The sequence below is a fragment of the Legionella impletisoli genome, assembly GCF_900639875.1.
GTDB classification, from domain to species: Bacteria; Pseudomonadota; Gammaproteobacteria; order Legionellales; family Legionellaceae; genus Legionella_A; species Legionella_A impletisoli.
Genome location: NZ_CAAAIA010000006.1, coordinates 22,821 through 49,570, shown reverse-complemented (window position 1 = coordinate 49,570; position 26,750 = coordinate 22,821). Strand labels below are relative to the sequence as shown.

The following is a 26,750-nucleotide window of genomic DNA, read 5'->3' as shown; positions in this document are numbered from 1 at the left end:
GAATAATAAATTATTTTATAAATAAAGCGCCGTGCTTTAGAATAAGTTGGCTTAATGATTGCACTATATTTTTATGATGGTGAAAAATAAAAATAAAATTGGCATAGAAGTTGCTTTAATATAAACGAGTTTATTAATTTTTGAGGATGAAGTCATGAAACAACAAGGTTTTACATTAATTGAGTTAATGATTGTAGTGGCGATCGTTGGTATTCTGGCTGCCGTTGCTATTCCAGCTTATCAAGATTACACAATCCGCGCTCGTGTCACAGAGGGATTAAATCTGGCTTCAGCAGCAAAATTGGCCGTATCTGAAACAGCGATTTCCAATAACGCGCTACCTGCAACTCAAGCGGCTACTGGTTACGTGAGTCCTGCTGCCACGGCTAACGTGTCTTCAATTGCGATTGCTGATGCGACTGGAGCCATTACGGTCACATATACTGCAGCTGCAGGTAATGGAACCATTGTGTTAACACCTACCTTACAAGCCAACGGCGAAGTAACCTGGACTTGTACTGGCGGTACCTTATCAGACAAATATCGCCCAGCAAACTGCAGATAATCTTCACCCACTAGAAAAAACCGCCTTCGGGCGGTTTTTTATTAAAGCAATTTTTTCTCAACAAGCCGATTGTTTAATCGGACATAATCAGGAATACCACTGACGTAAGGAGGGTAAGCTTCACCTTGAATGAGTGGAAGCAAATAGTCTCGACAAGCTTCAGTGATTCCAAAGCCATCTTTTCGAATGTATTCAGAAGGCATTGCCTTTTCTACGTTAGCAACGTCACGGAGTGGGACTTGACCAATCGACCATTCGTAAGGCCAATTTTGTTCTCTCACAATAATCGGCATAATGGCATTTTGCCCATCAAGCGCTAATTTAACGGCAGCTTTACCTAGTGCATAAGCTTGTTCAACATCCACGCCTGAGGCAATATGTCTTGCTGAACGTTGTAGGTAATCGGCCACCGCCCAATGGTATTTTAAGTTAAGTTTACTTTTGATAAGATCAGCAATTACCGGAGCCACTCCGCCTAATTGAGCATGGCCAAAGGCGTCTCGAAGCCCCGCTTCACTTAAAAACTTTCCATCGTGGTCGCGAATGCCTTCAGAAGCAACGACTACGCAATAACCATATTGTTGAACACACTTATCCACTTCTTGTATAAATCGGTCTTGTTCAAAAGGAACTTCAGGAAATAAGATAATATGCGGAGGCTCGTTTTCATTTTTCCCAGCAAGCCCGCTGGCCGCTGCAATCCATCCCGCGTGCCGCCCCATGACTTCTAGAATAAACACTTTTGTGGAAGAGGCGGCCATTGACGCTACATCCATTCCTGCTTCTAAAGTGGATACGGCAACGTATTTGGCAACCGAACCAAACCCAGGGCAGCAGTCGGTAAATGGTAGATCATTATCAACCGTTTTAGGAATGCCAATGCAAGTTACCGGAAAATTAGCCTCCAGACTCATTTCTGCCACTTTGTTCGCGGTATCTTGGGAATCACCACCACCATTATAGAAAAAATATCCAATATTGTGGGCTTTAAACACTTGAAGCAGGCGCTCAAACTCTTCTTGATTGTTTTTAAGCTTGTAACGGCATGAGCCAAATGCTCCAGAGGGAGTATGCATGAGCTTAGCAATAGCATCATCACTTTCAAGCGATGTATCGATTAATTCTTCATTGAGGGCACCAATAATACCATCTTTTGCAGCAAAGACTTTACCAATTTGTTGAGGGTGAAGGCGCGCAGTTTGAATAACGCCGCACGCTGAAGCATTGATAACGGCAGTAACACCACCCGATTGTGCATAAATCGCATTTTTAACGGACATATTCTCTCCCTGTTATTATTCACCTCTGTCGCTAGAATTCAATCGCCAAATTTAGGGTCTATGACCCTAGTATTAAACAGCTTCAAAAGTGCGATAAAAATTATTGTATTCTTCAAGTACTGCATCAATGGCTTGAATCAATTGGTTAAACACGGATTCAAACGCATCACTTGGATTAGTATCTTTTGCGGATAACTCAAGTTGAGCAGACAGTTTTTGCAAGTGTGGAACACCACAAAAGCAACAAGCGCCATGTAGTTTATGTGCCGCTCTTTCCAATCCGACCCAATCTTTTTCAGCATTAAGTCGTATGAACTCTTTACGCTCATTTTCTAGCTCTTTTACAAATCTCGCGAGAAACTCGCTCGCTAATTCGATATTGCCCGACACGCGTTTAAGACAAATTGACCAGTCAATAGCGGTTGCTTTGGCTTTATTCACGATTTCAATCAAATGTTGTAATAAAACGCTTTCATCAAAAGGCTTTTGTAAGCACAAGTTAATCCCTACTTTTTGCAAGGCCTCAGCATTTTCAAGAATGTTATTGGCGCTGATTAAAATAATAGGAGTTGATTTGTTTAGCATCGATTGCTGTCGAATTTGGCTAGCTGCATCAATGCCATTGAGGTTAGGCATTTGTAAGTCAAGTAAAATGACATCATACCGATGCTTAGCACATTGTTTTACAGCTTGTACTCCATCATTAACTGAATCGATATTGGCATTCTCTCCAAGTAAAGAATGCAATAAGCGCCGGTTAACGGGATTATCCTCTGCTATTAAAATATTTAAGCCACATTGCTTAATTTGCTTTCTTAATACATGAAGCTCATTTATCCCATAATCGGGTTCTTCTAAATACGGTTTATTGATTAGAGACTCAATCGTATCATGTAATTTTTGAATATTTGGTGGTTTAAAGAGAAAAGCTTTAGCGCCCCATTTATCATATTCCGGAATAAGCCACTTTGAAATTAAGACGGTTGGAATATCTTTCTTTCGAATCACTTGGGCCACTTGTTTTTCACACCCTTGATTAACATTCACAAAAGCTAAATGACAATCAGGATGGGTTTTAAACGCTTGGTTAAGCTCATTGAAAGAATTTACAAGAACGCATTCTATTCCCCACAAAGCAAGGCCATTATTCAAAGCTTCCAAATGAAGGGGATTATCATCAAAGCAAATTACTTTTAAGTTGCCAAAGCGATGAATTTGGTGTTTTTCAATTTCATATGCTTGAAGCTTTGCCAATTTAATATGCACGGAAAAGGTGGAGCCTTTATGCTGCTCGCTAGCAAGTGAGACTCGACCATTCATATGTTCGGCTAATTTCTTGGTGATGACTAATCCAAGTCCAGAGCCGCCATATCGTCTGGTAATGGTGGTATCAGCTTGGTTAAAGGCATTAAATAAGGTCGCTTGATCGGATTCAGCAATCCCAATGCCTGTGTCGGTTACTGAAATACAAACCGTGTAATCCTGTTCGGTTTCATGCTCAATTTTAGTTCTGACTAATACATAGCCATGATCGGTGAATTTAATGGCGTTAGCCACTAAATTATTAATAATTTGTTTTAATCGGAGCGGATCGCCTAGTACGGTTTTAGGGACTCGAATGTCTGTCGAGGGAATCAAATCCAAGCCTTTTTTATGCGCATTGGGTGCAAGAAGCGTAAAGACTTCATCAATGCATGCTCTCAAATCGAGCGGGATGCAATCTAGATGTAACTTGCCTGCATCCATTTTTGAATAATCTAAAATATCATTAATAATGGATAATAAATCCTGAGCGGAAGCTTTAATCGTTTTTACATAATCCAATTGTAAAGGATCTAATTTGCTTTCTAATAAAACATTTGTGAAGCCAATCACACCATTCATGGGGGTGCGGATTTCATGACTCATGTTTGCAATAAATTCAGATTTTTGCCGGCTTTTTTCTTCTGTTTTCTTTTTATCAAGAGAAAGTTCGATGTTTTTTTCTTCTAAAAGTTCTAGATTTTTCTGTAAATCCTGAGTTGCCGTTTCAATGTATTGATTTAAATCATTCACCATATTCAAATATTGCTTTTGCAAATGAGCACAACCTTGTTCAATTGTACCAAGCTCCCCGCGGCTTGTGGTTTTGATTTCCGTTTCAAATTCATTGCTTAAAATTTGTTTCATGCTTCGTCTTAAGCGAGCGATAGGAATATAAATACGTTTAGAAAGGAAATAATGGATGCTAAGGCCAATCAATAGCCCTAATAGCGTGATAAAGATGGTCACGATATACATCTGATAACGTTTGATCAACGTTGGTTGTGTATCAATGTCGATAGAGAGCCAGCCTAAAATATCATCAGCCTGGAAAGCTACAGGACTGCTCGGCACTTTAAAAGGGGCAAACGAATACAGGTTAAATTTAGGTAAAGTAATTGGGGAAATAAAGTTAACGCTGTAGGGATTAATCTGTTTGTGTTCGATGTAATCCCCTGTAAATTCAGGGGGCTTGAAGGGGTGTTTTAAAGAGTGCTTTCCGCCGCGGTAGGCGAGTAATTGTCCTTTTGCATTGTAAAATGCGAGCGACTGAACCTCTTGATTAATAGTCGACGCATCAATGAGCCCTTGTAGAATGCGTTTGTCATCTCGAAGCAAGGCAAGCTGTGCTGCGGGAAGTAATTGCCTAATGTAGGCTTCGCCTAATCGTGAGGTATGTTGCGATAAATCACGACTAAATTGACCGTTATAGAATAAAGCAAATAATAGAGCAACCACCATGACAGGAATTAAGGTGGTGATCCTTAACTGGTATTTGATACCAATACTTTTCAATCGAGTTCCTTAATCATTTGTTATTTTGCGCCTCTGACAAAGTCACGCTATACTTCATCGCTGAATTATACCTTGAATTTTTTAAAGCATACAACGGAGCTTTTAAATGGTTGTACGAACCCGTTTTGCCCCAAGTCCTACTGGATTTTTACACGTCGGTGGTGTTAGAACTGCACTGTTTTCATGGCTTTACGCCCGCCATCACCAGGGCGAATTTGTCCTTAGAATCGAGGATACTGATCGTGAACGGTCAACCAAAGAGTCTGTTCAAGCCATTATAGATGGTATGAGCTGGCTTGGTTTAACCGCCGATCAAGGGCCGTTTTACCAAACGGATCGCTACCCGCGTTATAGAAGCGTTTTAAAGCAGCTATTAGAGGAAGGTAAGGCTTATCGTTGTTATTGCAGTAAGGAGCGATTGGAGGCCTTAAGAGAGGAACAGCTTCAGCGTAAAGAAAAGCCTCGTTATGATGGTCATTGCCGTGATAAAAATTTACCTGACACACTTGAGCCTCATGTGGTGCGTTTTAAAAATCCTCATGAGGGTGAAGTTTCGTTTCGTGATCAAGTATATGGTGAGATACAAGTTCAAAACAGTGAGTTGGATGATTTAATTTTATTACGTTCAGATAGTCATCCTACTTACAATTTCGCTGTTGTGGTGGATGATTGGGATATGGAAATTACGCATGTGATCCGAGGTGATGATCATATCAATAACACCCCAAGGCAAATTAATTTATTTAAGGCCTTGAATGCTCCCATTCCTGTGTTTGCGCATTTACCCATGATTCTTGGAGAAGATGGTAAGCGGCTTTCAAAGCGCCATGGTGCAGTGAGTATCTTGCAATTTAAAGAGCTAGGTCTACTTCCTCATGCTGTATTGAATTACTTAGTACGATTAGGTTGGTCTTATGGCGATCAGGAAATTTTCAGCCTAGAAGAGATGATTGAATATTTTAATTTAAACAGTGTCAGCCGTGGTGCGGCTAGTTTTAGCTATGACAAATTGTATTGGCTAAACCAACATTATCAAAAATTTTCTTCCCCTGAGCAAGTTGCCAAAGCGCTACAGTGGCATTTTGAAAAAGAAAACATAGACTGGACCAAAGGGCCAGAGCTTACCAAGCTGGTTCCTATCCAAGCAGAACGTTGCAAAACGTTGGCTGAGATGTGCGAAAACAGCCTTTATTTTTATCAAGATCAAATCGATTATGATGAAGAAGCCGTCAAAAAACATTTACGCCCGGTTATTTTAGAACCTCTTAAAGCACTCTATCAATGCTTAGAACACATCACAGATTGGCAACGGGATGTATTGCAACAGTGCATCAATGATATTACTGCTCAATTTAATGTCAGTATGGGTAAGATAGCCCAACCATTAAGAGTTGCTGTAACTGGAAATAGCTCATCACCTTCCATTGATATGACTTTAACTTTATTAGGAAAATCGCGAGTTTTAAGTCGCTTGGAAACTGCATTAGAAATGATTCAAAAACGAGCGGGGGAATAAAATACATCGCTCAGAAAAATCTAGGCTTAAGGTCTTAGGACGCACAGGAAAAAAATTACACTTTCTCTCAACTTTTATTCTTTTTGGCCGATATCCTTAGTTAGATGCTATTGGATGGTAGAAAAGAATGAAAGAAAAACATTATGCTTACAAAATATCTCGAGAGCCAGGTGGTCTAGTCTGCACCCACCTCGAATTTGAAGAAGATCGCATGTTAGATGTACTTGAAACCATTCGGGATTCGGAATCAAAGGGCATTTATTGGATATTTAAGCAATTCAATGGAAAGCCACAGGAAGCATTAAGTATCATTGATTGTGAGCATCATCGAATTTACTTTCATTATTCAGGAGAAGTAGAAACTTTGGAAGATGTGATTAAAAAATTGAAAAAATAATGCAATCGATAGCAATCAAGAAGGGCAGGGCAGTATACAATCGTACTCACTCAACAATAAGGAACATAACATGGCGAAATGTACTCACTATAACAAAGGAATTGGATTGAGCATGATTCTTTATTCTGCTTTGGCGCTTGCAGCCAATGATACGACTTCGCAAACGCCTAATCAAAATCTTCCTTATGAATCCCCAGGGCAAGTGAAACCGGTTCAAGTGCCAAAAGATCAATGGTTAGAGCAAGTGAGAAACGTTGTCCCTGAACCAATTTGCAAAGGGTTTCTTGAAGATCCTTCTATCGCGGGCCGTTTTAAGGAAATGGGTGTGACCTATGATAAATGTCTGAAAGAAATCCCTGATTTAGCGGATGCATGTATCAAAAAATATAATGATAAGTTGCCGGATATGATGACGCAGGAATCCGCATCAAAATGGGGTCGCTTGCTTGGTGAATGCATTGGTGCTAGTTTCGCAAAAATATATTTATACGCGGATGTTGCGCCTGGTGCGATTCAACAAGAACAAAAAGGAAAACAACAACCGAAAAAGCCAACGCAAGATAACAACAAGCCTCAGCCATCTGGAGAGAATAAAAACTAGAAGGTTTTTGAGGGGATACAGTTGATCACGGAAAGCCCGCTAAAAAGCGGGCTAGTTTTATTAACTGTAAGCGCAGCGATAAAAAGAATTTAATGCATCAGGATAATTATTCATCCATTGAAATTGTTTTAAGGGTCCTCGATTAGGATTAAATTTGTCACCACAGTATAAATGACAGGGTAGACGGCTAATCACGCAACCGATGTATTTATATCTCGTGTATTTTACAACGGGCGTCATAATCACATTATTAGGGCATCGTTTTTCATAACAGATATAAAAACTGTCTGCTTTAGGTTCGTCTTTTGGGGTTAGGGGTAGGGAAAATGCTTGCGTGGTCAAAAGCATGGTTAAAAAGCAGAACACAATCAATCGTTTGTTTGCTTTCATAGTGCCTTCTTATTTTTATTCTATTACTCTTTGTAATAGCATGATATGTTTTATTATTCAAACTCAATCAGATATATAGCAGGGCAAACGGATCTAATTTTTGAACATCACATGCTTTTTTGCCACTTACTCTGCTTGATGCCGGGCACTCAGCCGATCTCGAATGAAGTTTGAAGTTGAGTTTGCCTGTAAAGTGCTTAATTTAGACATTTTGATTTAATACTGCTAGATGCGTTTACCCTGGGTATATAGCGCTTTTGAATTGAAAACACAAGTTTTTAGAGATAGACTAAATCGAGCTTCTTACTTCTAAACCATATAACTAAACCATATAAATAGACGCTTTTTTAGGAGAGCAGGATGTTGGTGACTTTTAGCTGTGATGCGCATGAGAATATAACGATGTTTGGTGATGTTGCTGTGAAATTAATTAAGATGATGGGACACAGTGGCGAAGTGCCTAGTGCCATTTTAGCTGAAGATGTCCCCAATGCATTAAATCGGTTGAAACAATCGCTCGCTACCCATAAAGAACCAATAAACCAAACCCCAGATTATCAGGAAGAGAATTCAGAAGACGAGCCAGTCAGCTTATCAAACCGTGCATGGCCTTTGATTGAGCTCTTAGAAGATGCGGCAAAAGCACAATGCAATGTGATGTGGCGAAAAGCTTAAAACTGAGGCAGTAGGGTCGCGTCGCTTCAAATTTTCTTAATTATTTATTTAAAAAAATACGCTGCTGCGAAATGTTGGTTATCTGTTATCAAATCTTATGTTAAAATAGCTCAGTTTTATTCAACCCGTCCGAAGTATTAGCATGCTAACGCTCAATCAGGTAACGCTTAGTCGTGGAAACAAGATCTTGCTGCGCCAAGCTACGGTAAGTCTTTTTGAAAAACAAAAAATCGGGCTTGTAGGGCGAAATGGTTGTGGAAAAAGTAGTTTTTTCAGCATGGTGCTGGGAAAATTAACGCCGGATACCGGGGTGTGTCAGTTAAATGCCCAACTTCGCATCAGCCATCTTTCGCAAGAGCTTCCTGAAAGTGATCTACCCGCATTGGATTATGTTTTAGCAGGGGATAAAGATTATAAAGCCTTGCTTAAGAAATTAGAGACGGCTGAAAAAACGGGTGATGATGAAGCCATTGTGATCTGTCATGATCGCTTATCTCAAACCGGTGGATATAGTAAGCCAGCACAGGCTGCTTCTATCTTAGCTGGCTTGGGATTTTCAACGAATGATCAAACATTAAGTGTGAATAGCTTTTCAGGTGGATGGCGGATGCGTTTGAACCTTGCGCGTTGCTTGATGACTCCGGCTGATTTATTACTGCTTGACGAACCCACGAACCATTTAGATCTTGAAGCAATATTCTGGCTTGAACGTTGGCTTAAACAAAATCCAGCTACTGTGATTGTGATTTCCCATGACCGAGAATTTCTAGATGCATTAGCAACCCATATTCTTCACTTTGAGCAACAAAGCGCTACTCTTTACACCGGTAATTACAGCCGCTTTGAACGAACGCGAGCGGAAGCAATTGCTTTACAACATGCTTCATATGAAAAACAACAAACCAAGATTACTCATATGATGGAGTATGTGAATCGTTTCAAAGCGAAAGCTTCTAAGGCTAAGCAAGCACAAAGTCGTTTAAAAGCGATTGAGAAAATGGACATCATCGCTAAAGCTCAGATAGATTCTCCGTTTACCTTTGAATTTTATCCTTGTCCCAAAGCAGGGAAACCACTCATTCGTTGTGATGAAGTCAGCGTTGGTTATGCTTTGAAAGATCCCGTATTAACACGGGTTAATTTATCCTTAAATCCAGGCGATCGTTTGGCGTTACTCGGACCAAACGGCCAAGGAAAATCAACGTTTATTAAAACTTTAACTGGGGAGTTACTCCCCATGTCTGGGAAACTTGAGAGATCACCCCATCTCCAAATTGGCTATTTTGCTCAACACCAATTGGAAGATTTAGACTGTGCCCTAAGCCCTGTGCAAACCATCCTGCAACTCACCCCTGAAGCTCGCGAACAAAACGTTCGAGATTTTTTAGGCGGATTTAATTTTATAGGGGATATGGCTTTAGCTCCAATTCATCACTTCTCGGGCGGGGAAAAAGCACGATTAGCGTTAGCAAAATTAGTTTGGTTGCGTCCTAATCTGCTCTTATTGGATGAGCCGACCAATCATCTTGATTTGGAAATGCGCGCTTCTATTGAAATGGCTCTTCAAAGTTATGAGGGCGCATTGGTTGTTATTTCTCATGATCGCCACTTTCTACGCACCACCGTGGATGATTTTTATCTAGTGTATCATCAAAAAATTAAACCCTTTGATGGGGATGTGGATGTTTATCATCAATGGTTATTAAGCCATGATGCGTCTTCTGCGACCATACAGAAAGAAAACAATTCAAATAATGATTATCGCGAGAAGAAAAGCCAGCAAAATCGTTTGAAAAAATTAGAGCAGCACATGGAGTCGTATCAAGCTGAGATTAAAGCGCTAGATCTCAAGCTTAGCGATTCATCACTTTATTTAAACGCTGACTCGACTTTGTTAAATGAATTGACTGAAAAACGTAATAAAATTGGCCACCAACTCATCGACGCTGAAGAAGAATGGCTTGAGTTGATGGCGTCGCTAGAACATTAATTGTTCAATTGGAGGTTGATATGACTACTCTAAAACGAGATATTCTAATCACACTTACAATTAAATTTTTTTTATTAACGATTCTATGGTTTGTTTGTATTAAACCTCTTCGTCATAAGCCAATTGAAACACACGATTGGATGCTGAAGTATACCGTTCAAAACAAACGGTATTTGAATCAAGGAAATTCATAAAATTTTTTTAACCTTTTACAGAGGTGGTCTATGATTCCTGGTATTGATGTTGTTGATTTATCCCGTTTGCAGTTTGCATTGACGGCGTTATATCACTTTCTCTTTGTTCCCTTAACCCTTGGGTTGTCGATCCTATTAGCCATTATGGAAACAGTCTATGTGATGACCGGTCGGGAAATCTGGAAGCAAATGGTTAAATATTGGGGGGTCTTATTTGGTATTAATTTTGTTCTAGGGGTTGCAACCGGATTAACGATGGAGTTCCAATTTGGAACGAATTGGGCGTATTACTCTCACTATGTCGGCGATGTGTTTGGTGCACCACTTGCAATTGAGGGGTTAATGGCGTTCTTCCTTGAAGCAACCTTTGTTGGTTTATTCTTTTTTGGTTGGGATAAATTATCAAAATTTCAACATATGTGTTGCACTTGGCTGCTTGCTTTAGGTACTAATTTATCTGCGCTTTGGATTTTAATTGCAAATGGGTGGATGCAAAACCCAGTGGGTGCAAAATTTGACTTTGAAACCATGCGAATGGAAGTGACAAGTTTTTATGACGTGATGTTTAATCCGGTTGCACAAGCAAAATTTGTTCATACCATTAGTGCGGGCTATGTAACAGGTGCCATATTTGTATTGGGTGTTAGTGCGTACTTTTTGTTACGAGGTCGAAACGTTCCGTTTGCAAAGCGCTCAATGACGGTTGCGGTTTCCTTTGGCTTAGCTTCAGCTTTATCGGTTGTAGTACTTGGGGACGAAAGTGGTTATGTGGCCAATAATAATCAAAAAATGAAATTGGCCGCGATGGAAGCGATGTGGCATACCGAGAAGGCACCAGCCGGTTTAACTCTTTTTGGAATTCCTGATGAAAAAACAATGACTACGAAATATGGCATTGAAGTCCCTTTTGCCTTAGGCATGATAGCGACCCGTTCTTTTAATCAACCGCTTGAGGGAATAACCGAGTTGGTTGCTGAGGGGAAAGAGCGGATCCGCGAAGGTATGTTGGCTTATGATGCCTTAACTCGTTTACAACAGAATCGACAGGATGAGCAAGCTAAATCAGACTTTCAAGCGCATGAGAGATATCTTGGTTATGGCTTATTGTTAAAAAAATATACGGAAAACGTAAGTGATGCGACGGAAGAACAAATTGATCAAGCCGCTAATGATTTAAAACCCCATGTTTCTCCGTTATTCTTTTCTTTTCGGATTATGGTAGCTTGTGGTTTCTTTTTTATTTTCTTGTTTGCAACAGGGTTTTACTTATCTATTAAGCGTAAGCTACATACTTCCCGATGGTATTTGCATCTTGCGTTCTGGTCCTTACCGCTACCCTGGGTTGCCGCCGAATTAGGATGGGTGGTTGCTGAATATGGGCGCCAGCCTTGGGTAGTTCAAGGGGTTTTACCGACCATGCTCGGCACTTCTTCAGTGACGAGTTCACAAATCCTCACATCACTCGCAGGATTTATTATTTTCTATACGATCTTAGCGATTGTAGAAGTTTATTTGATGGTCAAATACATTCGTCTTGGTCCTGATCATAGCGCCCATTAGGAGATAAATATGCCAATAGATTATGAATTATTACGCGTTATATGGTGGGTACTACTCGGTATCTTGCTGATTGGCTTTGCGATTATGGACGGTTTTGATTTAGGTGTGGCCATGTGGTTGCCCCTTCTTGGCAAAACGGATATCGAACGGCGCATCATGATTAACAGCATTGGACCAGTATGGGAAGGAAATCAAGTCTGGTTTATTCTTGGTGGTGGTGCAATTTTTGCAGCATGGCCTGCTTTGTATGCGTTGTCTTTTTCAGGATTTTATCTGGCGATGTTAGTCATCTTACTGGCGTTGATTTTGCGTCCTGTGGGATTTAAATACCGCTCTAAGCTTGAAAATCGAAGATGGCGAACGGTATGGGATTATGCGCTTTTTGTGGGTGGATTTGTTCCTTCCTTGATTTTTGGAGTAGCCGTTGGCAACGTGCTTGAAGGTGTACCATTTCATTTTGACCTCACGTTGCGCCCATTTTATACCGGCTCGTTTTTAAATTTACTCAATCCCTTTGCCTTGCTGTGTGGTCTTTTATCGGTTGTGATGCTTGCGATGCATGGCGCATTTTACTTAAATCTTAAAACAGAAGGACATTTGCAGCAACGAGCACGTAGGGCTGCAAGAAGTTCTGCGTTATTAACATTTGTATTGTTTGCAGTCGGTGGACTTTGGCTTTTTTATGGTATTGATGGATATGTATTAAACGATACGGTCTTGCATGAAGGGCCATCTAATCCGCTTTATAAATCCGCTATTCGTAAAGCTCACGCCTGGTTTTCAAACTATCAGCAATATCCTATGGCTTTGATAGCCCCCATAGCTGGAATGCTTGGGGCATTGTTAGCCTCATTATTGCTTCGATTTGCTGGACTTGCGTTTTTCTTTAGTGGGGTAACGGTTTTTGGAATTATTGCAACCGTTGGGGTGAGTATGTTTCCTTTTATTTTACCGTCCTCTTCCCATCCTTCCCAAAGCTTATTGGTTTGGGACAGTTCATCAAGCCATCTGACATTATTTATTATGTTGATTGCAACGGTTATATTTTTACCCATTATTTTACTCTACACTTCATGGGTTTATCGTGTATTGCGCGGTAAAATCACAATGGATACCTTATTAGAAAATAAGGACTCTGCTTATTAACAGACATACGTCATAAAGGCATGAATGCTTTTATGACGAATTTACGTTTAGGGGGATTTGATTATGTGGTATTTTTCATGGATTTTAGGTACGGGGCTAGCCTGTACTTTTGCTATATTGAATGCAATGTGGCTAGAATTACGAATCGATGGCTCGCAAAAAGATGAGGCTCTTTACGACTCTGAAACGGTCGGATAATGGTTTTGTCATGTAGAAGGCCGCTCTATGGTTCGAACCAGCTTTAACGCTTCTTTTGCAGCTCGTTGTTCGGCTTTTCTTCGGCTAGGCCCTTGTCCAAGGGTCGTGAGCTTTAAGTCAGGAATTTCACAACGGATATGAAATTCTTGATCATGTTCTTCGCCCTTAATTTTTAGAAGGGTGTAATTAGGCAGGGGTATTTTTTTTGCTTGTAAAAATTCCTGCAACTGAGTTTTGGGATCTTTTAGATTATCATGCAACCCATCATCATCCAGACGTGACTTAAATAAATTTAAAATAACATGCTGGCATGGTTCAATTCCACCATCTAAAAAAACTGCAGCAAACACGGCTTCTAAGGCATCGGCTAAAATGGACGCACGCCTAAAACCGCCACTTTTTAATTCCCCCTGGCCTAGATATAAGTAGTCACCAAGATTAATTTCTAAGGCGATCTCGGCGAGCATCTCACCTTTTACAAGATACGCACGCAAACGACTGAGTTCGCCTTCGCTTTTATGTTTAAATTGCTCATATAAGGCATTGGAAATGACGAAGCTTAAAATAGAATCTCCGAGAAATTCCAGGCGCTCATAATTAACCGCACCGGCACTGCAATGCGTTAAAGCTTGCTTAAGGTAATTTAAGTTATTAAAGCGATAGTCTAGCGTTCTGCATAATCGTTGTAAGTTAATCTCGACCAATGGTTACCTCACGGGATACATCAAAATCAAACAAAAGACTCATATTTCCAACTAAGGATTTCGTCACTTTATAGGTGATAGCCACTGTATATTGCCCCTCACCACTGGGTTTAATGAGAATTTTATCTTCAGGGATCTCAACGCCATTCACATAGAGTTGATTGGTTAATTTCTGCCGCAACACATGGGCATTTGTCATGGGATCACCAGAAAATTCCGTTTTAGGAATTTTATCTAAGGTTTCTATTGATTTAATCACGGTATAGTGCTGAATATAAACGGGTACGATCCGCATGGAGGTGACCAGAACAATAATAACTACCGCCATGGTGAATACCATTCCAATGAAAGACATCCCTGATTGCTTATTCATATTGCCTCTTGTTTAACCTCAGATTAATGAATGACACTTCCAAGTTTAGACCATCGAATCATCCCTGTATTGCTATTCCAACTCATCCATACTAAAAAAGCTTTGCCACGAAGGTATTTGTCAGCTACAAATCCCCAATAACGGCTATCAGCACTGTCGTCGCGATTATCGCCCATTACAAAGTAATGGCCTTCAGGGACTTCTACTTCAAAATCCACAGGTTTGACATCGGGACGAATAAAAATATCATGTTTTATTCCATTTAAGATTTCTTGGTATTTTGCCACAGGTTTTCCTGAACTTTCATCCATCGTGTATTCGATGAAATCCTGCTTCATTTCAACGCCATTAATGGTCAACTTTTTGTCGCGATACACGACTTTATCACCGGGCACACCAATCACACGTTTGATGTAATCGTAAGATGGATTAGGCGGCCATCGGAATACAGCGATTTCACCCGTCTTGGGATTGGAAATTGGTAACACTTTAGTCTCAAGCACCGGTAGTCGCAATCCATAAGCAAATTTATTCACCGCGACAAAGTCCCCCACTAATAACGTGGGCTCAAGAGAACCGGAAGGGATCCGAAATGGCTCAATAATAAAAGAGCGAAGCAATAGAACAATCAAAAACACTGGAAAAAAAGAACGTGAAAGCTCGATGATCTTAGCCTGTTTTTGAAGAGGCGTACGCTTTTTAGACCAGTAAAGCAGGTCAATTAAAGCAATTAATCCGGTAACCAACGTTAATGAAACCAACAAAAGAGCAAAGTTCATGGACATACCTTATTTTTTTCTATCCGTTTGAAACACAGCCATAAACGCCTCTTGAGGAATTTCTACCTGGCCAACCTGCTTCATGCGTTTTTTACCGGCTTTTTGTTTTTCAAGCAGTTTTCGTTTACGCGTTACATCGCCGCCATAACATTTTGCCGTGACATTTTTACGTAAGGCTTTAACCGTTTGGCGAGCAATAATATGGCTGCCTAGGGCGGCCTGAATCGCCACGTCAAACATCTGGCGCGGGATTAAGTCTCGCATTTTTTCAGCCAAAGCTTTACCGCGGGTGTGAGCTGCACTGCGGTGAACAATAACCGACAGTGCATCAACACGTTCACCATTGATTAAAATATCCATTTTAACCAAGTCAGCGTCTTGAAACTTGATGAAATTATAGTCTAAAGAAGCATAACCACGGCTCACGGATTTTAAACGATCAAAAAAATCAGAGACGACTTCGCTCATTGGAAGATCGTATACAACGGATACTTGACGGCCGGTGTAGGTCATATTGACTTGCACACCACGGCGTTCAACGCATAGACTGATAATTTGGCCTAGATAGTCTTGAGGCACAAGAATGTTTGCGCGAACAATGGGCTCCATCATTTGTTTAATTTGCGGTGAAGGAGGCAAGCGCGAAGGATTATCAATCATTAATGTTTCACCTTTGGTGGTAATGACCTGATAAACCACAGTAGGGGCAGTTGAAATTAAATCCAGATTGTATTCACGCTCTAAACGTTCTTGGATAATTTCCATATGTAGCATGCCAAGAAAGCCACAACGGAAACCAAATCCAAGCGCTTCAGAAGATTCGGGCTCATAAAATAACGAAGCATCATTTAAACTTAATTTTGCCAATGCTTCTCGAAAAGCTTCAAAATCGTCCGCGCTAATGGGGAATAATCCTGCATAGACTTGGGGCTTAATCCGTTGAAAACCTGGCAATGGTTTCTCAGCGCGAGGTTTTTCAAGTGTGAGGGTATCTCCCACAGGCGCACCTTGAATGTCTTTAATGCCAGCAATGACATACCCTACTTCACCTGTTTTCAACGCGTCTTTTTTTGTTCTTTTAGGCGTGAATATTCCTACTTCATCCACATCGTAATTTCGCCCAGTCGACATCACATGCATTTTATCGCCTTTATGAAGCGAACCATTCACAATGCGAACCAATGATACAACACCTAAATAGCTATCAAACCATGAATCAATAATCAACGCTTGCAAAGGCGCGTCAGGGTCGCCTTTGGGGGGTGGAATACGGTGCACTAGCGCTTCTAATACATCTTCAACGCCCAAGCCAATTTTAGCACTGACTTTAATGGCATCTTTGGCTTCAAGACCAATAATGTTTTCAATTTCTTCAATGACTCGTTCGGGTTCGGCTTGCGGTAAATCAATCTTATTTAATACCGGCAACACTTCTAGATTTTGGTCGATGGCAGTATAGCAAACCGCTACAGTTTGGGCTTCGACACCTTGTGCTGCATCAACAACTAAGATAGCGCCTTCGCACGCAGCGAGTGAGCGCGATACTTCATAACTGAAATCGACATGGCCTGGCGTGTCAATGAAGTTTAAGAGGTAGGTTTCACCGTTTCGTGCTTTGTAATCCAAGGAAACGCTTTGGGCCTTAATGGTAATGCCGCGTTCTCGTTCGATATCCATGGAATCAAGAACTTGGGCTGCCATTTCACGGTCTGTTAGACCACCACAAAGCTGAATAAAACGATCGGCCAGAGTGGATTTGCCGTGGTCGATGTGGGCAATAATAGAAAAATTTCGAATATGCGTTAAGTCGCTCAATTGAAAACCTGCTGATAAATTAAGCCATTTTATATCAAAATTGCTTCATCAGAAAGGGCTAGCAAAGGGAAACCTTGGTTCATGACAGACTTTTTTCTACATAAAAAAGAAACGACAAGCGAAAACTCTGAAACAAAAAGGAGAGAGGTAGTCTCAGGCGTGCAAATACGATAAAATGAACCAATAGAAAACGGCTGTTTATTTTAAGGATGTCGCATGCATTTACTCGGACGATTAGTAGTGATTGGTTTGCTGGTTTTTTCATGCTCTACTCAGGCTGATGAAGCACTGGTAAAACGAAAGGAAGTTCAGCAATTTATTCATTCCATGGTAAAAGAGCATGGGTTCAATCGCCAGCAGTTAACGCACTGGCTTAAAGAAGCCCAATTTCAGCCGCAAATTATTGAGTCGATGAATCGGCCTTACGAAAAGAAAAGCTGGGATGTTTATAAAGCACTGTTTTTAACACCAGAGCGCGTTCGAAAAGGCATAGCGTTTTGGCAAGCGAACCAAAACGCACTAAAACAGGCAGAAAAGAAATTTGGCGTACCTCCGCATATTATTGTGGCGATCATTGGTGTAGAAACCTTATATGGTGAACGTCAAGGAAATTACCGCGTATTGGATGCGTTAACGACACTTGCCTTTGATTATCCTAAACGTGCTCCTTTTTTTAAGAAAGAGTTAAAAGAGTATTTAATTCTTTGTAAAGAGCAACACGTTTCTCCTACAGAGTTTAAGGGTTCTTATGCCGGTGCGATAGGTAAACCGCAATTTATGCCCAGTAGTTATCGATATTATGCAGTTGATTTTACCGGCAACGGAAAACGCGATCTTATTAATGATGATCAGGATGTGATTGGTAGTGTTGCAAATTATTTCCATAAACACGGTTGGAAATTAGATGAACAGGTTGCCCAACCTGCTAAAATTGAAGGTGCAGGATATAAAGCGATTCGTACTAATAGCAGAAATGCTGATTACGATTTGAACAAATTGATTGCAGCGGGAATTAAACCTGAAAAATCCCTCGCCAATAGTCCTAAAAAAGCTGGGCTTATTGAGCTAAACACAGAGGAAGGCGAAGCATTTTGGGTGGCTTTTCCCAATTTTTATGTAATTACCCGCTACAACACGAGCCCGCAATATGCTTTGGTAGTTTATTTGCTATCCCAGCAACTTCAGCGCTATTGGGCTTCAGCGCATAAGATTCATGATTACGCCTATGCATAAGGAATTGCGTGAACACTTGTTTCCTTTTTATCCATCATTCTGATGAGGAAAAGTATTTAAGTTTAACGGTGACGAGCCAAGGCCATATCAGTGCCCCGTTAACCTTTCGCACCTCAGAGGAAGTCAAGCAACTTCAGTCTGGAGGAGCAGTGACGATGGTTGTTCTTCCGAGTAAACTCTGTAGCATGCATGAAGTGCCATTGCCTTGGCTAGGAGAACGTAAGGCTCGTGCAGCTATTCCTTATGCGTTGGAAGAGCAGCTTGCACAAAGTGTCACTTCCCTACATTTTGCCTTTGATCGACAACATTATAAGCATAACACTTATCTAGTCGCCGTAATGGATAAAGAATATCTTGCCTCAATAATTGACAGGCTTGATTTTTCTGGGATTGAATTTGACCAAATTACACTGGATTGGTTTGCTCTTCAGGAAGGAGAGCATTGCGTTACTGAAGACACCCTTTTAATCTATGATAAAGCCTTTAAAGGTGCACTAAGCATTGAGCTTTCAGACATATATTTAGCCGATAATCCTGAAATTGAACTACTCGTATTTAATGATAGTGCTAGCTTATCCACTGAAAATCCCACAAAAAGTGTCAGTAAAACGGCTAAACAATGGATAGCCACACGCTTACTCAATGCTAAAACGATAGATTTATGTCAAGGAGAGTTTCAACGAGGTGGCAAACACGACACAACTCGTTTTTGGTATGTTGCTACTGCGGGACTTCTTGGAATGTTCGTGCTCAGTTTCTTTATAATTAACCTGACTAAGGTCCTGGTTTTAAATAACAAAATAGAACTATTAGACCAAGAAATAGAAATAATATACAAAGAATTTTTCCCTGAAGCCAAACAAGTCATTAGCCCGAGGTTTAGGATTGAACAATCCCTTAAAATCTCGAGAGCAGGGCAGGAGAGCGAAACGTTCTGGATGTTACTTAAGACTTTAGGAGAAACTTATGATCCTCAAACTATCACCATTCAACAATTATTGTTTCAAAACCAAACGTTAATCGTGGCCCTGAGTAGCAAAGATTTTCAGGCGCTTGAATCGTTGCAGCAAGCGTTACAACAATCAAATATCAAAGTTAATCAAACCCAAGCCTCATCTAAGGAAGGACAAGTGATGGCCACTTTGGAGCTAAAACGTTGAAAAATTATTGGCAGAATTTAAATGAGCGCGATCGTTTAGCTTTGGTGTTGGGTAGTGCGGTGGTGATTGTTTATTTAATTTACTTGATTGTTTTTTCACCTCTTTACAATGCTTTGGAACAAAAAACAGTACAACATAAAGAACAGCAAGAAACCTTGGCTTGGATGAAACAAGTACGAGGGCAAAAAAATCAACTGAAACCGCAGCAAAACTTAACGAACACGCAATTATTGTCCTTACTCTCTAGAAAACTTAAAAATCCGTTATTTCAACCTTTTCCTTATCAGCTTCAACAACTGAGCGGGGGTGATATTCAATTATCCTTTGAATCCGTGCCCTTTGTGATGTTTATGCAGTGGTTAAGACAACTGCATCAAACTTACGCGTTTTCGATTAAACAATTTAATGCCCAACGTCTTGATGCATCGGGATTGGCCAAAATTTCTTTCATTCTTTCAGCGAAAGAACGCCCCTAAAACGCGAATCATGATGGGTTCATGCTTTTTGAACCCATCATGGCTCGATGAGAACTTAGAGTTAATCAGCAACCCGTTGTACGCTTCCCCAAGATTCAATTTTTGCCCCTTCACGTACCTCTTCAGGCAATGTTTTTAAGGCTTGCTGAGCGGCTTCATAACTTGGGTAGCTTCCGTACACTCCTTTATAACGGGTTGTGCCATTTTGTTCATATTTCACTTGGGCACGTCGATCATTTTTCGGTGCTTTCACTAATTTACTGGCCACTTTCGATGCTTTATCTCCTTCAGCGAGTTCTATGGTATAGTTTGAAGGGTTTTGGCTTTGCACCCAGTTTCGGTCTCTATCTTTTGCACGCGCCGGTGAGTGATACGCTCCCACGTGATATGTTTCCGGGACAACGACAGGTTTTTTCTCACGCTCATAATCTCGATAGGTGTAGCTGGCATCATAACTTTCAGGGTATAACGGTTCGCCATTCCAGGTGTAGGTTTGATAATTCATATAACCATGCGGATTATAGGAAGTACAAGCATTTAAAATGAGTGCTGTACCCACCATTGTTATCACTCGGATTTTATTCCACATGACATCGCTCCCCCTTGTCATTTTTATTGTTGATGAGTGCAATCCATGATCGTTCTCTTATCTAAGTTATCTGCAATTTCTGTTAAAACTTTAGTAAAAGAGGTATTTTTAATAAAATGATAAAACTTGAATCGTTAAGGGTAATTTATGTGGACTCATCGCCGTTCCGGGCAGACTAACCAGCGTGGCACTCGTGATCATCGTGATCCCTATGAACGTGATAGAACACGAGTGATTCATTGCCCAGCTTTTCGCCGATTGCAACGTAAAACTCAAATTTTAGGAACCGATGAAGGCGATTTTCATCGCACGCGGTTAACTCATTCCCTTGAAGTGGCATCGATTGGTCGCAGTTTGGTGCGAAATCTGACTTTAAATCAGCAAGAGACTATCTTGTCTGGTTTATTGCCCAATGATGACTTAGTGACAGTAATTTGTTTGCTTCATGATATTGGCCATCCTCCATTTGGTCATGGTGGTGAGGTGGCTTTGAATTATAAAATGCGCAATCACGGTGGATTTGAAGGCAATGGTCAAACGCTTCGCTTATTAACCAAAGTTGAGAACAGCTACGGCGCTTATGGACTTGATTTAACCCGTCGAGCTTTATTAGGAGTTTTAAAGTATCCCGTACGCCGCTCTAATGTGGTGGCTACTCATCTGCCTCAAGTAGAAGAAACGTTTAGCAAAACCATTCGCATTAATGATTGGTTGCCGCCCAAAGGGTATTTTGATTGTGAAGAGCAGGAAGTGGCTTGGTTGTTATCTCCTTTTTCAGATTCAGATAAATTGTTATTCCAGTCACTTAGTCAAAAACCAAAAGAACGCATCCATGGTAAAGCCGCATATCATTCGTTTGATTGCTCCGTTATGGATGTTGCGGACGATATTGCTTATGGCGTGCATGATCTGGAAGATGCGATTCATCTTCGTTTAATTGACCGCAGCAAATTCGATACCAAGGAATTACGGTTGCTATTAGCCGATACACCTTTAGGAATGAATATCGATCAACTTCTTGATGAATTGTTCGACTCAGAAATGTGCATTCGAAAACAAGTGATTGGTGAGATGGTCAATTATTTTATTACTGAGTCAAAACTTCAAGAAACCAATCCTTCATTTGAAAATCCTGTTTTAAAGTACAACATCATCTTAAACCCAGAAGCGCGCGCTTTGCTTGATCATTTAATGCAGTTTATCTACATCCATGTGATTGACTCCCAGGAAGCCAGAACCTTTGAATATGGTGGTCAGACCGTGGTGTTACGCCTTTTTGAAGCCATCAGCTCAAATCCTGGGAGTTTATTGGATAATAAAAATCGTAGTTTGTTTCATGAGCAATCCGATGAAGAATCGGCTTTACGTGTGGTTTGCGATTACATCGCAAATATGACAGACGAATATGCTTATCGCATGCATGAACGCTTATTTGGATTTAATACCAGAACAATTTTTGAGCGTTTGTAAGATAAAAAATGGCGTCCCCAAGGGGATTCGAACCCCTGTTACCGCCGTGAAAGGGCGATGTCCTAGGCCTCTAGACGATGGGGACCTGGAGCTTTTTTCAGCGTTTTATAGCATGAGCTAAAAACGTAATGCGTTATGTTGCCATGAGTGGCGTCCCCAAGGGGATTCGAACCCCTGTTACCGCCGTGAAAGGGCGATGTCCTAGGCCTCTAGACGATGGGGACCCGGAACGTATTCCATCAGGATTATACTGATGGTGGAGCTAGGCGGGATCGAACCGCCGACCTCTTGCATGCCATGCAAGCGCTCTCCCAGCTGAGCTATAACCCCAAATAAACTGGAACATACTCTCAAAAAGAGAATCGAAGTTTAATGAGGGCTTCTTTTTCTGTCAAGGGTTTTTTAATGTATCTTAGGAATTTCTTTCCAAAAAATCATTTATCTGACGCGGACGCCGGAACTAGAGCCTGGGTGAACATGAGTACTACCATAACTTGAATGATTCCCCGTATGACCATGAGTAGGACGAAACATGGATGTTGAATGCCCATGATAATTACCTTGATGAAATCCTGGCGTATGACTAACGGTACAAGATGGGTATCTTCTTGTCCTTGGATTAAAAAAAAGACTCCCACCGGTAACGTAGACATCAGGTTGGGAGGAAGAGTGGGTATGAACATAGTGATGACGGTTGTTTCCAAATAAACAAGGTAGCAAGCAGGCACCAATGAGCAGTAAAGGAAGTACTATTAAAGCGCCAAAACCTAAACTTGCTCCAATCCCTGCCGTTAACGTTAAAGCCCCAGCTGCAACCGCTGTCGTGGCCGCTGCTGAACTGCACATGGAGAAGGCCAGAAAGCTGATGGCTGCGGCGATTGCAGCACTCGTGATTGCGAGTAAACATTTTAAATAAAAACTCATGGTGGTTACCTTTGTAATAAAATTCAAATTAATCGTTATCTGTTATCTAGAAATTGCAATTTCGACGCGTCTACGAGTTGAGTATATGCTTTTGTCCAGACTACTTTATGCTATTTTTTAAATCGCTTAAAATACATAAGATGGTTGTCGCACGTTTGCCAAAGCAGGACAGTGCTTTAAAGGTTTTATCATATTGGTCGCTGATTTTTTGCTTCAATGCTTGTTGAGTAAATAAACTGGCATAAGTAACTTTTTCATTAGCCAGATCAGATGATCGACCTTTACCTAGATTTTCGCTTTGATAACGATCAAGATAATCATCTTGCATTTGAAATAACAAACCAAAATGATTAGCAAACATGCCTAATGCGTGGGCTTCTTCACGGTTTGGCGTACCTGCGGCAAGAGCAGTTAATACACAAGCTCGGATTAATTGGCCAGTTTTTAATTGATGAATACGTGAAAGCTGAGCCTCATCGATTTTAGGATTGGATAATTCAGTCAAATCCAATGCTTGGCCACTTACCATGCCAGAAGGGCCGCTGGCTTTTACTAATTCGTTTGCAATCGTGATAATGTTACCTTCTGGTAAATAGCCTGGTAGTTTTGTCAGCAAGATTTCAATGGCCAAGGCTTGCATGCCATCGCCGGCTAAAATGGCAGTTGCTTCATCAAAAGCGCGATGGCAACTGGGTTTTCCGCGTCGAACGTCATCGTTATCCATGGCAGGCAAATCATCATGAATTAACGAGTAGCAGTGCGTCAATTCAATAGCAATCGCAATGTAATCTAAGCTCTCTAAAGAAGCATGGACTAAATTGCCAATTAAATAAACGAGCATAGGCCTTAGTCGCTTCCCACCTGGAAAAAGAGAATAACGTATGGCTTCTTTAATTCTTGGTGCTGGAATATCGGAGTATTCAATGACACGATTTAAAATAGATTCGTGACGAGTCATCAGTGCTTGCAACGTTTGTTCACCTGAAGTGGAGTTTTTCAAGCTGATTTTTCGTGGCTTGGCCTCTTGGGTTCTTTGACAACTCACCTCATGCCCTACGCACCTAGGCTTTTTTTGGGTCGCAGACGAATTATTCACACGCTCTAGCATTTTGGGATTACTGGCGCTACTTTTTGTGCTTCGGGAAGTCGAAGGAACATTCGGTTTATTCATCTACTTCATCACTTGGTGCGGACTTACTTTCTGAAAGGGCTTCGATCTTTAATTCGGCTTGATTTAATGCGTCTTCGCATTTTTTGGCAAGATTAATTCCTTTTTCAAATTGCTTTAATGATTCTTCCAGTGTTAAATCCCCTTTTTCAAGCTGAGCGACGATTTTTTGGAGTTCAGACAGGGATTTTTCAAACTGAGCGGGCTTGGTCATCGCCGTTCTCTCTTTGACAAATGATGCCATTATACTGCCATAACGATGGGTTTCAATACCCATGATTTGGATGGGGTCTGATTAAAACTGTGGATAAGTAAAGAATGGTATAAGAAGCGATTTAATTTATCCGGCGATTTCCGTTATGATGAGTTAACTTAGTTCACCTTATAAAACCAATGAAACAAAAAACGAAATTTAATTGCAGTCAGTGTGGGGCTAATTTTTCCCAATGGTCAGGACAATGCTCACAGTGTGGCGCTTGGAATACCATGGTCGAAGAGATAGCTCAAACCAGCAATAAACATAGCCGAATTACCAATTATGCCAACCAACGTTCCGAAGTGACCTTCGTGGAAGATGTCATTATGGACCAAGAATCTCGAATGGATTGTGGTTTATCGGAATTAAATCGCGTTTTAGGCGGGGGGCTCGTAGATGGATCGGTCGTGCTGATTGGGGGTGATCCGGGAATTGGTAAATCCACGCTCTTGTTACAAACGTTGGCGAATCTTTCTAAACAACAAGCCATTCTTTATGTTACTGGAGAGGAGTCATTGCAACAGGTGGCATTAAGAGCGAAACGTCTACAATTACCACTCGGTGGGTTAAGGCTTCTTGCGGAAACCCAGGTGGAAACCATTATTGCGCAAGCACAAAAAGAAAAACCTCGTGTCATCGTGATTGATTCGATTCAAACGATATTTACAGATTTGATTCAATCTGCTCCAGGTGGTGTTAGTCAGGTACGAGAATCAGCGGCACAATTAGTTCGTTTTGCTAAATCCACACAAACCGCTTTATTTTTAGTAGGGCATGTCACGAAAGAAGGCGCTTTGGCGGGTCCACGGGTGCTCGAACATATGGTGGATTGTGTTTTGTATTTTGAAGGGCAAAGCGATAGCCGCTTTCGGGTGATTCGAGCGATAAAAAATCGTTTTGGTGCAGTAAATGAATTGGGTGTGTTTGCCATGACTGACCGTGGGCTTAAAGAAGTGGCTAATCCTTCGGCTATTTTTCTTTCACGCCAGCCTGAGCCTACCCCAGGAAGTGCAGTGATGGTTACTTGGGAAGGCTCACGTCCCATGTTGGTTGAAATTCAAGCGTTAGTGGATCAAACTCACGCACCCCAAGCCAGACGGGTTACAGCAGGGCTTGAGCAAAATCGTTTAGCGATTTTATTAGCGGTTTTGCATCGCCATGGCGGAATAGCAACCTATGACCAAGATGTGTTCATTAATGTGGTGGGTGGAGTAAAGGTAACCGAAACTGGAAGCGATTTAGCGTTGCTTGCCGCCATTATTTCAAGCTTACGAAATCGTGTGTTTGATCGCAAAACCATTATTTTTGGTGAAGTGGGGCTGGCCGGGGAAATAAGACCAGTACAAAGTGGACAAGAGCGTTTAAGAGAAGCCGCCAAACATGGATTTACACGCGCAATCGTGCCTTTTGCTAATGCGCCTAAACAGCCAATGGATATCGAGGTTGAGGCTGTTAAACATTTACAGGAGGTTTTGGAAAAGATTTAAACTGGAAATTTTAAAAGCTTAGCCATTTCCTTAGCAAAATAAGTCATGATCATATCCGCCCCGGCTCTTTTGATGGCGATTAAACTTTCATACATAGCTTGTTGCTCATCCATTAATCCAAGTTTTGCTGCGGTTTTTATCATGGCATATTCACCACTGACTTGATATGCGCAAAGAGGCACTTGGGGGAAATGTTGTTTGAGTCGGAAAATAACGTCTAAATAATTCATGGCGGGTTTAACCATTAAGATATCAGCGCCTTCCTCAAGATCAAGACTTGCTTCTCGGATGGCCTCTAGACCATTGGCTGGATCCATTTGGTAAGTTTTGCGATCACCAAACTGGGGGGCGCCTTCTGCGGCTTCACGAAAAGGACCATAGAAACTGGAACTGTATTTAACTGCGTAACTTAAAATGGCAGTATTTTGATGATGGGCTTTGTCTAAAGCCTCGCGAATTGCCCCCACCATGCCATCGGCCATGCCGCTCGGCGCAATGAAGTCGGCGCCTGCCTCAGCAAAGCAAACGGCTTGTTTGCTTAGTAATGTTAGTGTTTTATCGTTATCGATAAGATCGTTTTTTAATACCCCGCAGTGGCCATGGTCGGTGTATTCACAAAAACAGGCATCTGCAATGATAACCATATCCGGATTGGTTTGACGGATGGTTTTGATCGCGCGTGGGATAATACCATTTTGCTCTAAAGAGGCCCTGCCTTCTGCATCTTTATGGGCGGGAATACCAAATAAGATCACGGTGGTAATGCCTAAATCGGTCAAAGATTCAATTTCTTCGGAAAGCGACCCAATACTTAATTGAAAATGACCAGGCATGGATTTAATTTCGCGCTTTTCCTGCAAGGTTTCACTGATAAAAAGTGGAGCGATAAGCTTACTAGGATGCAAATGATGTTCACGAACCAACGCACGAATGGATGAAGTTTGTCTTAAACGTTTTAAGCGAAGAGGGATTGAGTATGACGTCATG

Annotated in this window: 27 protein-coding genes and 3 tRNA genes; 15 read left to right on the top strand and 15 right to left on the bottom strand. The window is 41.1% G+C overall.

Annotated elements, in window-relative coordinates:
- The first annotated feature begins 154 nt into the window (after positions 1-154).
- Positions 155-565 (top strand): pilin, encoded by a 411-nt coding sequence (locus E1O41_RS07390; protein ID WP_131776686.1) that lies wholly within the window; start codon positions 155-157, stop codon positions 563-565.
- 41 nt (positions 566-606) lie between these two features.
- On the opposite strand, the gene E1O41_RS07385 is transcribed toward E1O41_RS07390, so the two are convergent.
- Together E1O41_RS07385 and letS are read right to left on the bottom strand one after the other, a co-directional pair.
- Positions 607-1,845, bottom strand: coding sequence for a 6-phosphofructokinase (locus E1O41_RS07385; RefSeq protein ID WP_131776685.1), 1,239 nt, complete (start codon positions 1,843-1,845; stop codon positions 607-609).
- A 72-nt stretch (positions 1,846-1,917) separates the two neighbouring features.
- Complete coding sequence (letS, locus tag E1O41_RS07380; protein WP_131776684.1) at positions 1,918-4,662, bottom strand: two-component system sensor histidine kinase LetS; 2,745 nt, start codon at positions 4,660-4,662, stop codon at positions 1,918-1,920.
- Positions 4,663-4,768: 106 nt separating this feature from the next.
- On the opposite strand from letS, the gene gltX reads away from it, so the two are divergent.
- From gltX to E1O41_RS07365, 3 genes are all read left to right on the top strand, one after another.
- Complete coding sequence (gene gltX / locus E1O41_RS07375; protein ID WP_131776683.1) at positions 4,769-6,178, top strand: glutamate--tRNA ligase; 1,410 nt, start codon at positions 4,769-4,771, stop codon at positions 6,176-6,178.
- Positions 6,179-6,305: 127 nt separating this feature from the next.
- Positions 6,306-6,575: a hypothetical protein gene (locus tag E1O41_RS07370; RefSeq protein WP_131776682.1), complete on the top strand. Its 270-nt coding sequence runs from the start codon at positions 6,306-6,308 to the stop codon at positions 6,573-6,575.
- A 70-nt stretch (positions 6,576-6,645) separates the two neighbouring features.
- The gene (locus E1O41_RS07365; RefSeq protein WP_131776681.1) at positions 6,646-7,176 is read left to right on the top strand and encodes a hypothetical protein; all 531 of its coding nucleotides are present in this window, start codon (positions 6,646-6,648) and stop codon (positions 7,174-7,176) included.
- Positions 7,177-7,236: 60 nt separating this feature from the next.
- Here E1O41_RS07365 and E1O41_RS07360 read toward each other — a convergent pair whose 3' ends face one another.
- Positions 7,237-7,566 (bottom strand): hypothetical protein, encoded by a 330-nt coding sequence (locus E1O41_RS07360; RefSeq protein ID WP_131776680.1) that lies wholly within the window; start codon positions 7,564-7,566, stop codon positions 7,237-7,239.
- Positions 7,567-7,926: 360 nt separating this feature from the next.
- On the opposite strand from E1O41_RS07360, the gene E1O41_RS07355 reads away from it, so the two are divergent.
- The 6 genes from E1O41_RS07355 (at position 7,927) to cydX (ending at position 13,329) form a co-directional block, all read left to right on the top strand.
- Positions 7,927-8,241, top strand: a complete 315-nt coding sequence (locus tag E1O41_RS07355) for a DUF1840 domain-containing protein (RefSeq protein WP_131776679.1) — start codon at positions 7,927-7,929, stop codon at positions 8,239-8,241.
- 142 nt (positions 8,242-8,383) lie between these two features.
- Positions 8,384-10,231: an ABC-F family ATP-binding cassette domain-containing protein gene (locus E1O41_RS07350; RefSeq protein ID WP_131776678.1), complete on the top strand. Its 1,848-nt coding sequence runs from the start codon at positions 8,384-8,386 to the stop codon at positions 10,229-10,231.
- Positions 10,232-10,251: 20 nt separating this feature from the next.
- The gene (locus E1O41_RS11750; RefSeq protein WP_165481144.1) at positions 10,252-10,425 is read left to right on the top strand and encodes a hypothetical protein; all 174 of its coding nucleotides are present in this window, start codon (positions 10,252-10,254) and stop codon (positions 10,423-10,425) included.
- A gap of 30 nt (positions 10,426-10,455) precedes the next feature.
- Complete coding sequence (locus E1O41_RS07345) at positions 10,456-11,985, top strand: cytochrome ubiquinol oxidase subunit I (RefSeq protein WP_131776677.1); 1,530 nt, start codon at positions 10,456-10,458, stop codon at positions 11,983-11,985.
- A gap of 9 nt (positions 11,986-11,994) precedes the next feature.
- Positions 11,995-13,131 carry a cytochrome d ubiquinol oxidase subunit II gene (cydB, locus tag E1O41_RS07340; protein WP_131776676.1) on the top strand — a complete coding sequence of 379 codons (1,137 nt, stop codon included), beginning with the start codon at positions 11,995-11,997 and terminating at the stop codon, positions 13,129-13,131.
- A gap of 60 nt (positions 13,132-13,191) precedes the next feature.
- The gene (cydX, locus tag E1O41_RS07335; protein WP_207384514.1) at positions 13,192-13,329 is read left to right on the top strand and encodes a cytochrome bd-I oxidase subunit CydX; all 138 of its coding nucleotides are present in this window, start codon (positions 13,192-13,194) and stop codon (positions 13,327-13,329) included.
- Between the two features lie 8 nt (positions 13,330-13,337).
- Here cydX and rnc read toward each other — a convergent pair whose 3' ends face one another.
- Genes rnc through lepA form a run of 4 tightly spaced genes read right to left on the bottom strand, consistent with a single transcriptional unit; the run spans position 13,338 to position 17,000 of the window.
- The gene (rnc, locus tag E1O41_RS07330) at positions 13,338-14,033 is read right to left on the bottom strand and encodes a ribonuclease III (RefSeq protein WP_131776674.1); all 696 of its coding nucleotides are present in this window, start codon (positions 14,031-14,033) and stop codon (positions 13,338-13,340) included.
- Positions 14,020-14,406 (bottom strand): DUF4845 domain-containing protein, encoded by a 387-nt coding sequence (locus E1O41_RS07325; RefSeq protein ID WP_131776673.1) that lies wholly within the window; start codon positions 14,404-14,406, stop codon positions 14,020-14,022. The genes rnc and E1O41_RS07325 overlap by 14 nt, the downstream gene beginning before the upstream one ends.
- 23 nt (positions 14,407-14,429) lie before the next feature.
- Positions 14,430-15,185: a signal peptidase I gene (lepB, locus tag E1O41_RS07320; protein WP_131776672.1), complete on the bottom strand. Its 756-nt coding sequence runs from the start codon at positions 15,183-15,185 to the stop codon at positions 14,430-14,432.
- A gap of 9 nt (positions 15,186-15,194) precedes the next feature.
- Positions 15,195-17,000, bottom strand: coding sequence for a translation elongation factor 4 (lepA, locus tag E1O41_RS07315; protein ID WP_131776671.1), 1,806 nt, complete (start codon positions 16,998-17,000; stop codon positions 15,195-15,197).
- Between the two features lie 216 nt (positions 17,001-17,216).
- Here lepA and mltB point away from each other — a divergent pair, with 216 nt between their 5' ends.
- Genes mltB through gspM form a run of 3 tightly spaced genes read left to right on the top strand, consistent with a single transcriptional unit; the run spans position 17,217 to position 19,869 of the window.
- Positions 17,217-18,233 (top strand): lytic murein transglycosylase B, encoded by a 1,017-nt coding sequence (gene mltB, locus E1O41_RS07310; RefSeq protein ID WP_131776670.1) that lies wholly within the window; start codon positions 17,217-17,219, stop codon positions 18,231-18,233.
- Positions 18,234-18,241: 8 nt separating this feature from the next.
- Positions 18,242-19,393, top strand: a complete 1,152-nt coding sequence (gene gspL, locus E1O41_RS07305; RefSeq protein WP_131776669.1) for a type II secretion system protein GspL — start codon at positions 18,242-18,244, stop codon at positions 19,391-19,393.
- The gene (gene gspM, locus E1O41_RS07300) at positions 19,390-19,869 is read left to right on the top strand and encodes a type II secretion system protein GspM (protein WP_131776668.1); all 480 of its coding nucleotides are present in this window, start codon (positions 19,390-19,392) and stop codon (positions 19,867-19,869) included. Before gspL ends, gspM begins: the two co-directional genes overlap by 4 nt.
- A gap of 61 nt (positions 19,870-19,930) precedes the next feature.
- Here the strand turns inward: gspM and E1O41_RS07295 are convergent, their stop codons facing one another.
- Positions 19,931-20,458, bottom strand: a complete 528-nt coding sequence (locus E1O41_RS07295; RefSeq protein WP_131776667.1) for an SPOR domain-containing protein — start codon at positions 20,456-20,458, stop codon at positions 19,931-19,933.
- Positions 20,459-20,605: 147 nt separating this feature from the next.
- On the opposite strand from E1O41_RS07295, the gene E1O41_RS07290 reads away from it, so the two are divergent.
- Positions 20,606-21,928: an anti-phage deoxyguanosine triphosphatase gene (locus tag E1O41_RS07290; RefSeq protein WP_131776666.1), complete on the top strand. Its 1,323-nt coding sequence runs from the start codon at positions 20,606-20,608 to the stop codon at positions 21,926-21,928.
- A 9-nt stretch (positions 21,929-21,937) separates the two neighbouring features.
- Here the strand turns inward: E1O41_RS07290 and E1O41_RS07285 are convergent.
- The 6 genes from E1O41_RS07285 to E1O41_RS07260 form a co-directional block, all read right to left on the bottom strand.
- Positions 21,938-22,013 (bottom strand) — tRNA-Glu (locus E1O41_RS07285).
- Positions 22,014-22,076: 63 nt separating this feature from the next.
- Positions 22,077-22,152 (bottom strand) — tRNA-Glu (locus E1O41_RS07280).
- Between the two features lie 30 nt (positions 22,153-22,182).
- Positions 22,183-22,258, bottom strand: a tRNA-Ala gene (locus E1O41_RS07275).
- A 108-nt stretch (positions 22,259-22,366) separates the two neighbouring features.
- Positions 22,367-22,852: a hypothetical protein gene (locus E1O41_RS07270; RefSeq protein ID WP_131776665.1), complete on the bottom strand. Its 486-nt coding sequence runs from the start codon at positions 22,850-22,852 to the stop codon at positions 22,367-22,369.
- 100 nt (positions 22,853-22,952) lie between these two features.
- Complete coding sequence (locus E1O41_RS07265; RefSeq protein WP_131776822.1) at positions 22,953-23,810, bottom strand: polyprenyl synthetase family protein; 858 nt, start codon at positions 23,808-23,810, stop codon at positions 22,953-22,955.
- A gap of 205 nt (positions 23,811-24,015) precedes the next feature.
- A complete protein-coding gene (locus E1O41_RS07260; protein ID WP_131776821.1) occupies positions 24,016-24,234 on the bottom strand; it encodes an exodeoxyribonuclease VII small subunit in 219 nt (72 codons plus the stop codon).
- Positions 24,235-24,413: 179 nt separating this feature from the next.
- On the opposite strand from E1O41_RS07260, the gene radA reads away from it, so the two are divergent.
- Positions 24,414-25,763: a DNA repair protein RadA gene (radA, locus tag E1O41_RS07255; protein WP_131776664.1), complete on the top strand. Its 1,350-nt coding sequence runs from the start codon at positions 24,414-24,416 to the stop codon at positions 25,761-25,763.
- Here radA and hemB read toward each other — a convergent pair.
- The gene (gene hemB / locus E1O41_RS07250; RefSeq protein WP_131776663.1) at positions 25,760-26,749 is read right to left on the bottom strand and encodes a porphobilinogen synthase; all 990 of its coding nucleotides are present in this window, start codon (positions 26,747-26,749) and stop codon (positions 25,760-25,762) included. The two genes, radA and hemB, sit on opposite strands and share 4 nt — an antisense overlap.
- Position 26,750 lies beyond the last annotated feature (1 nt).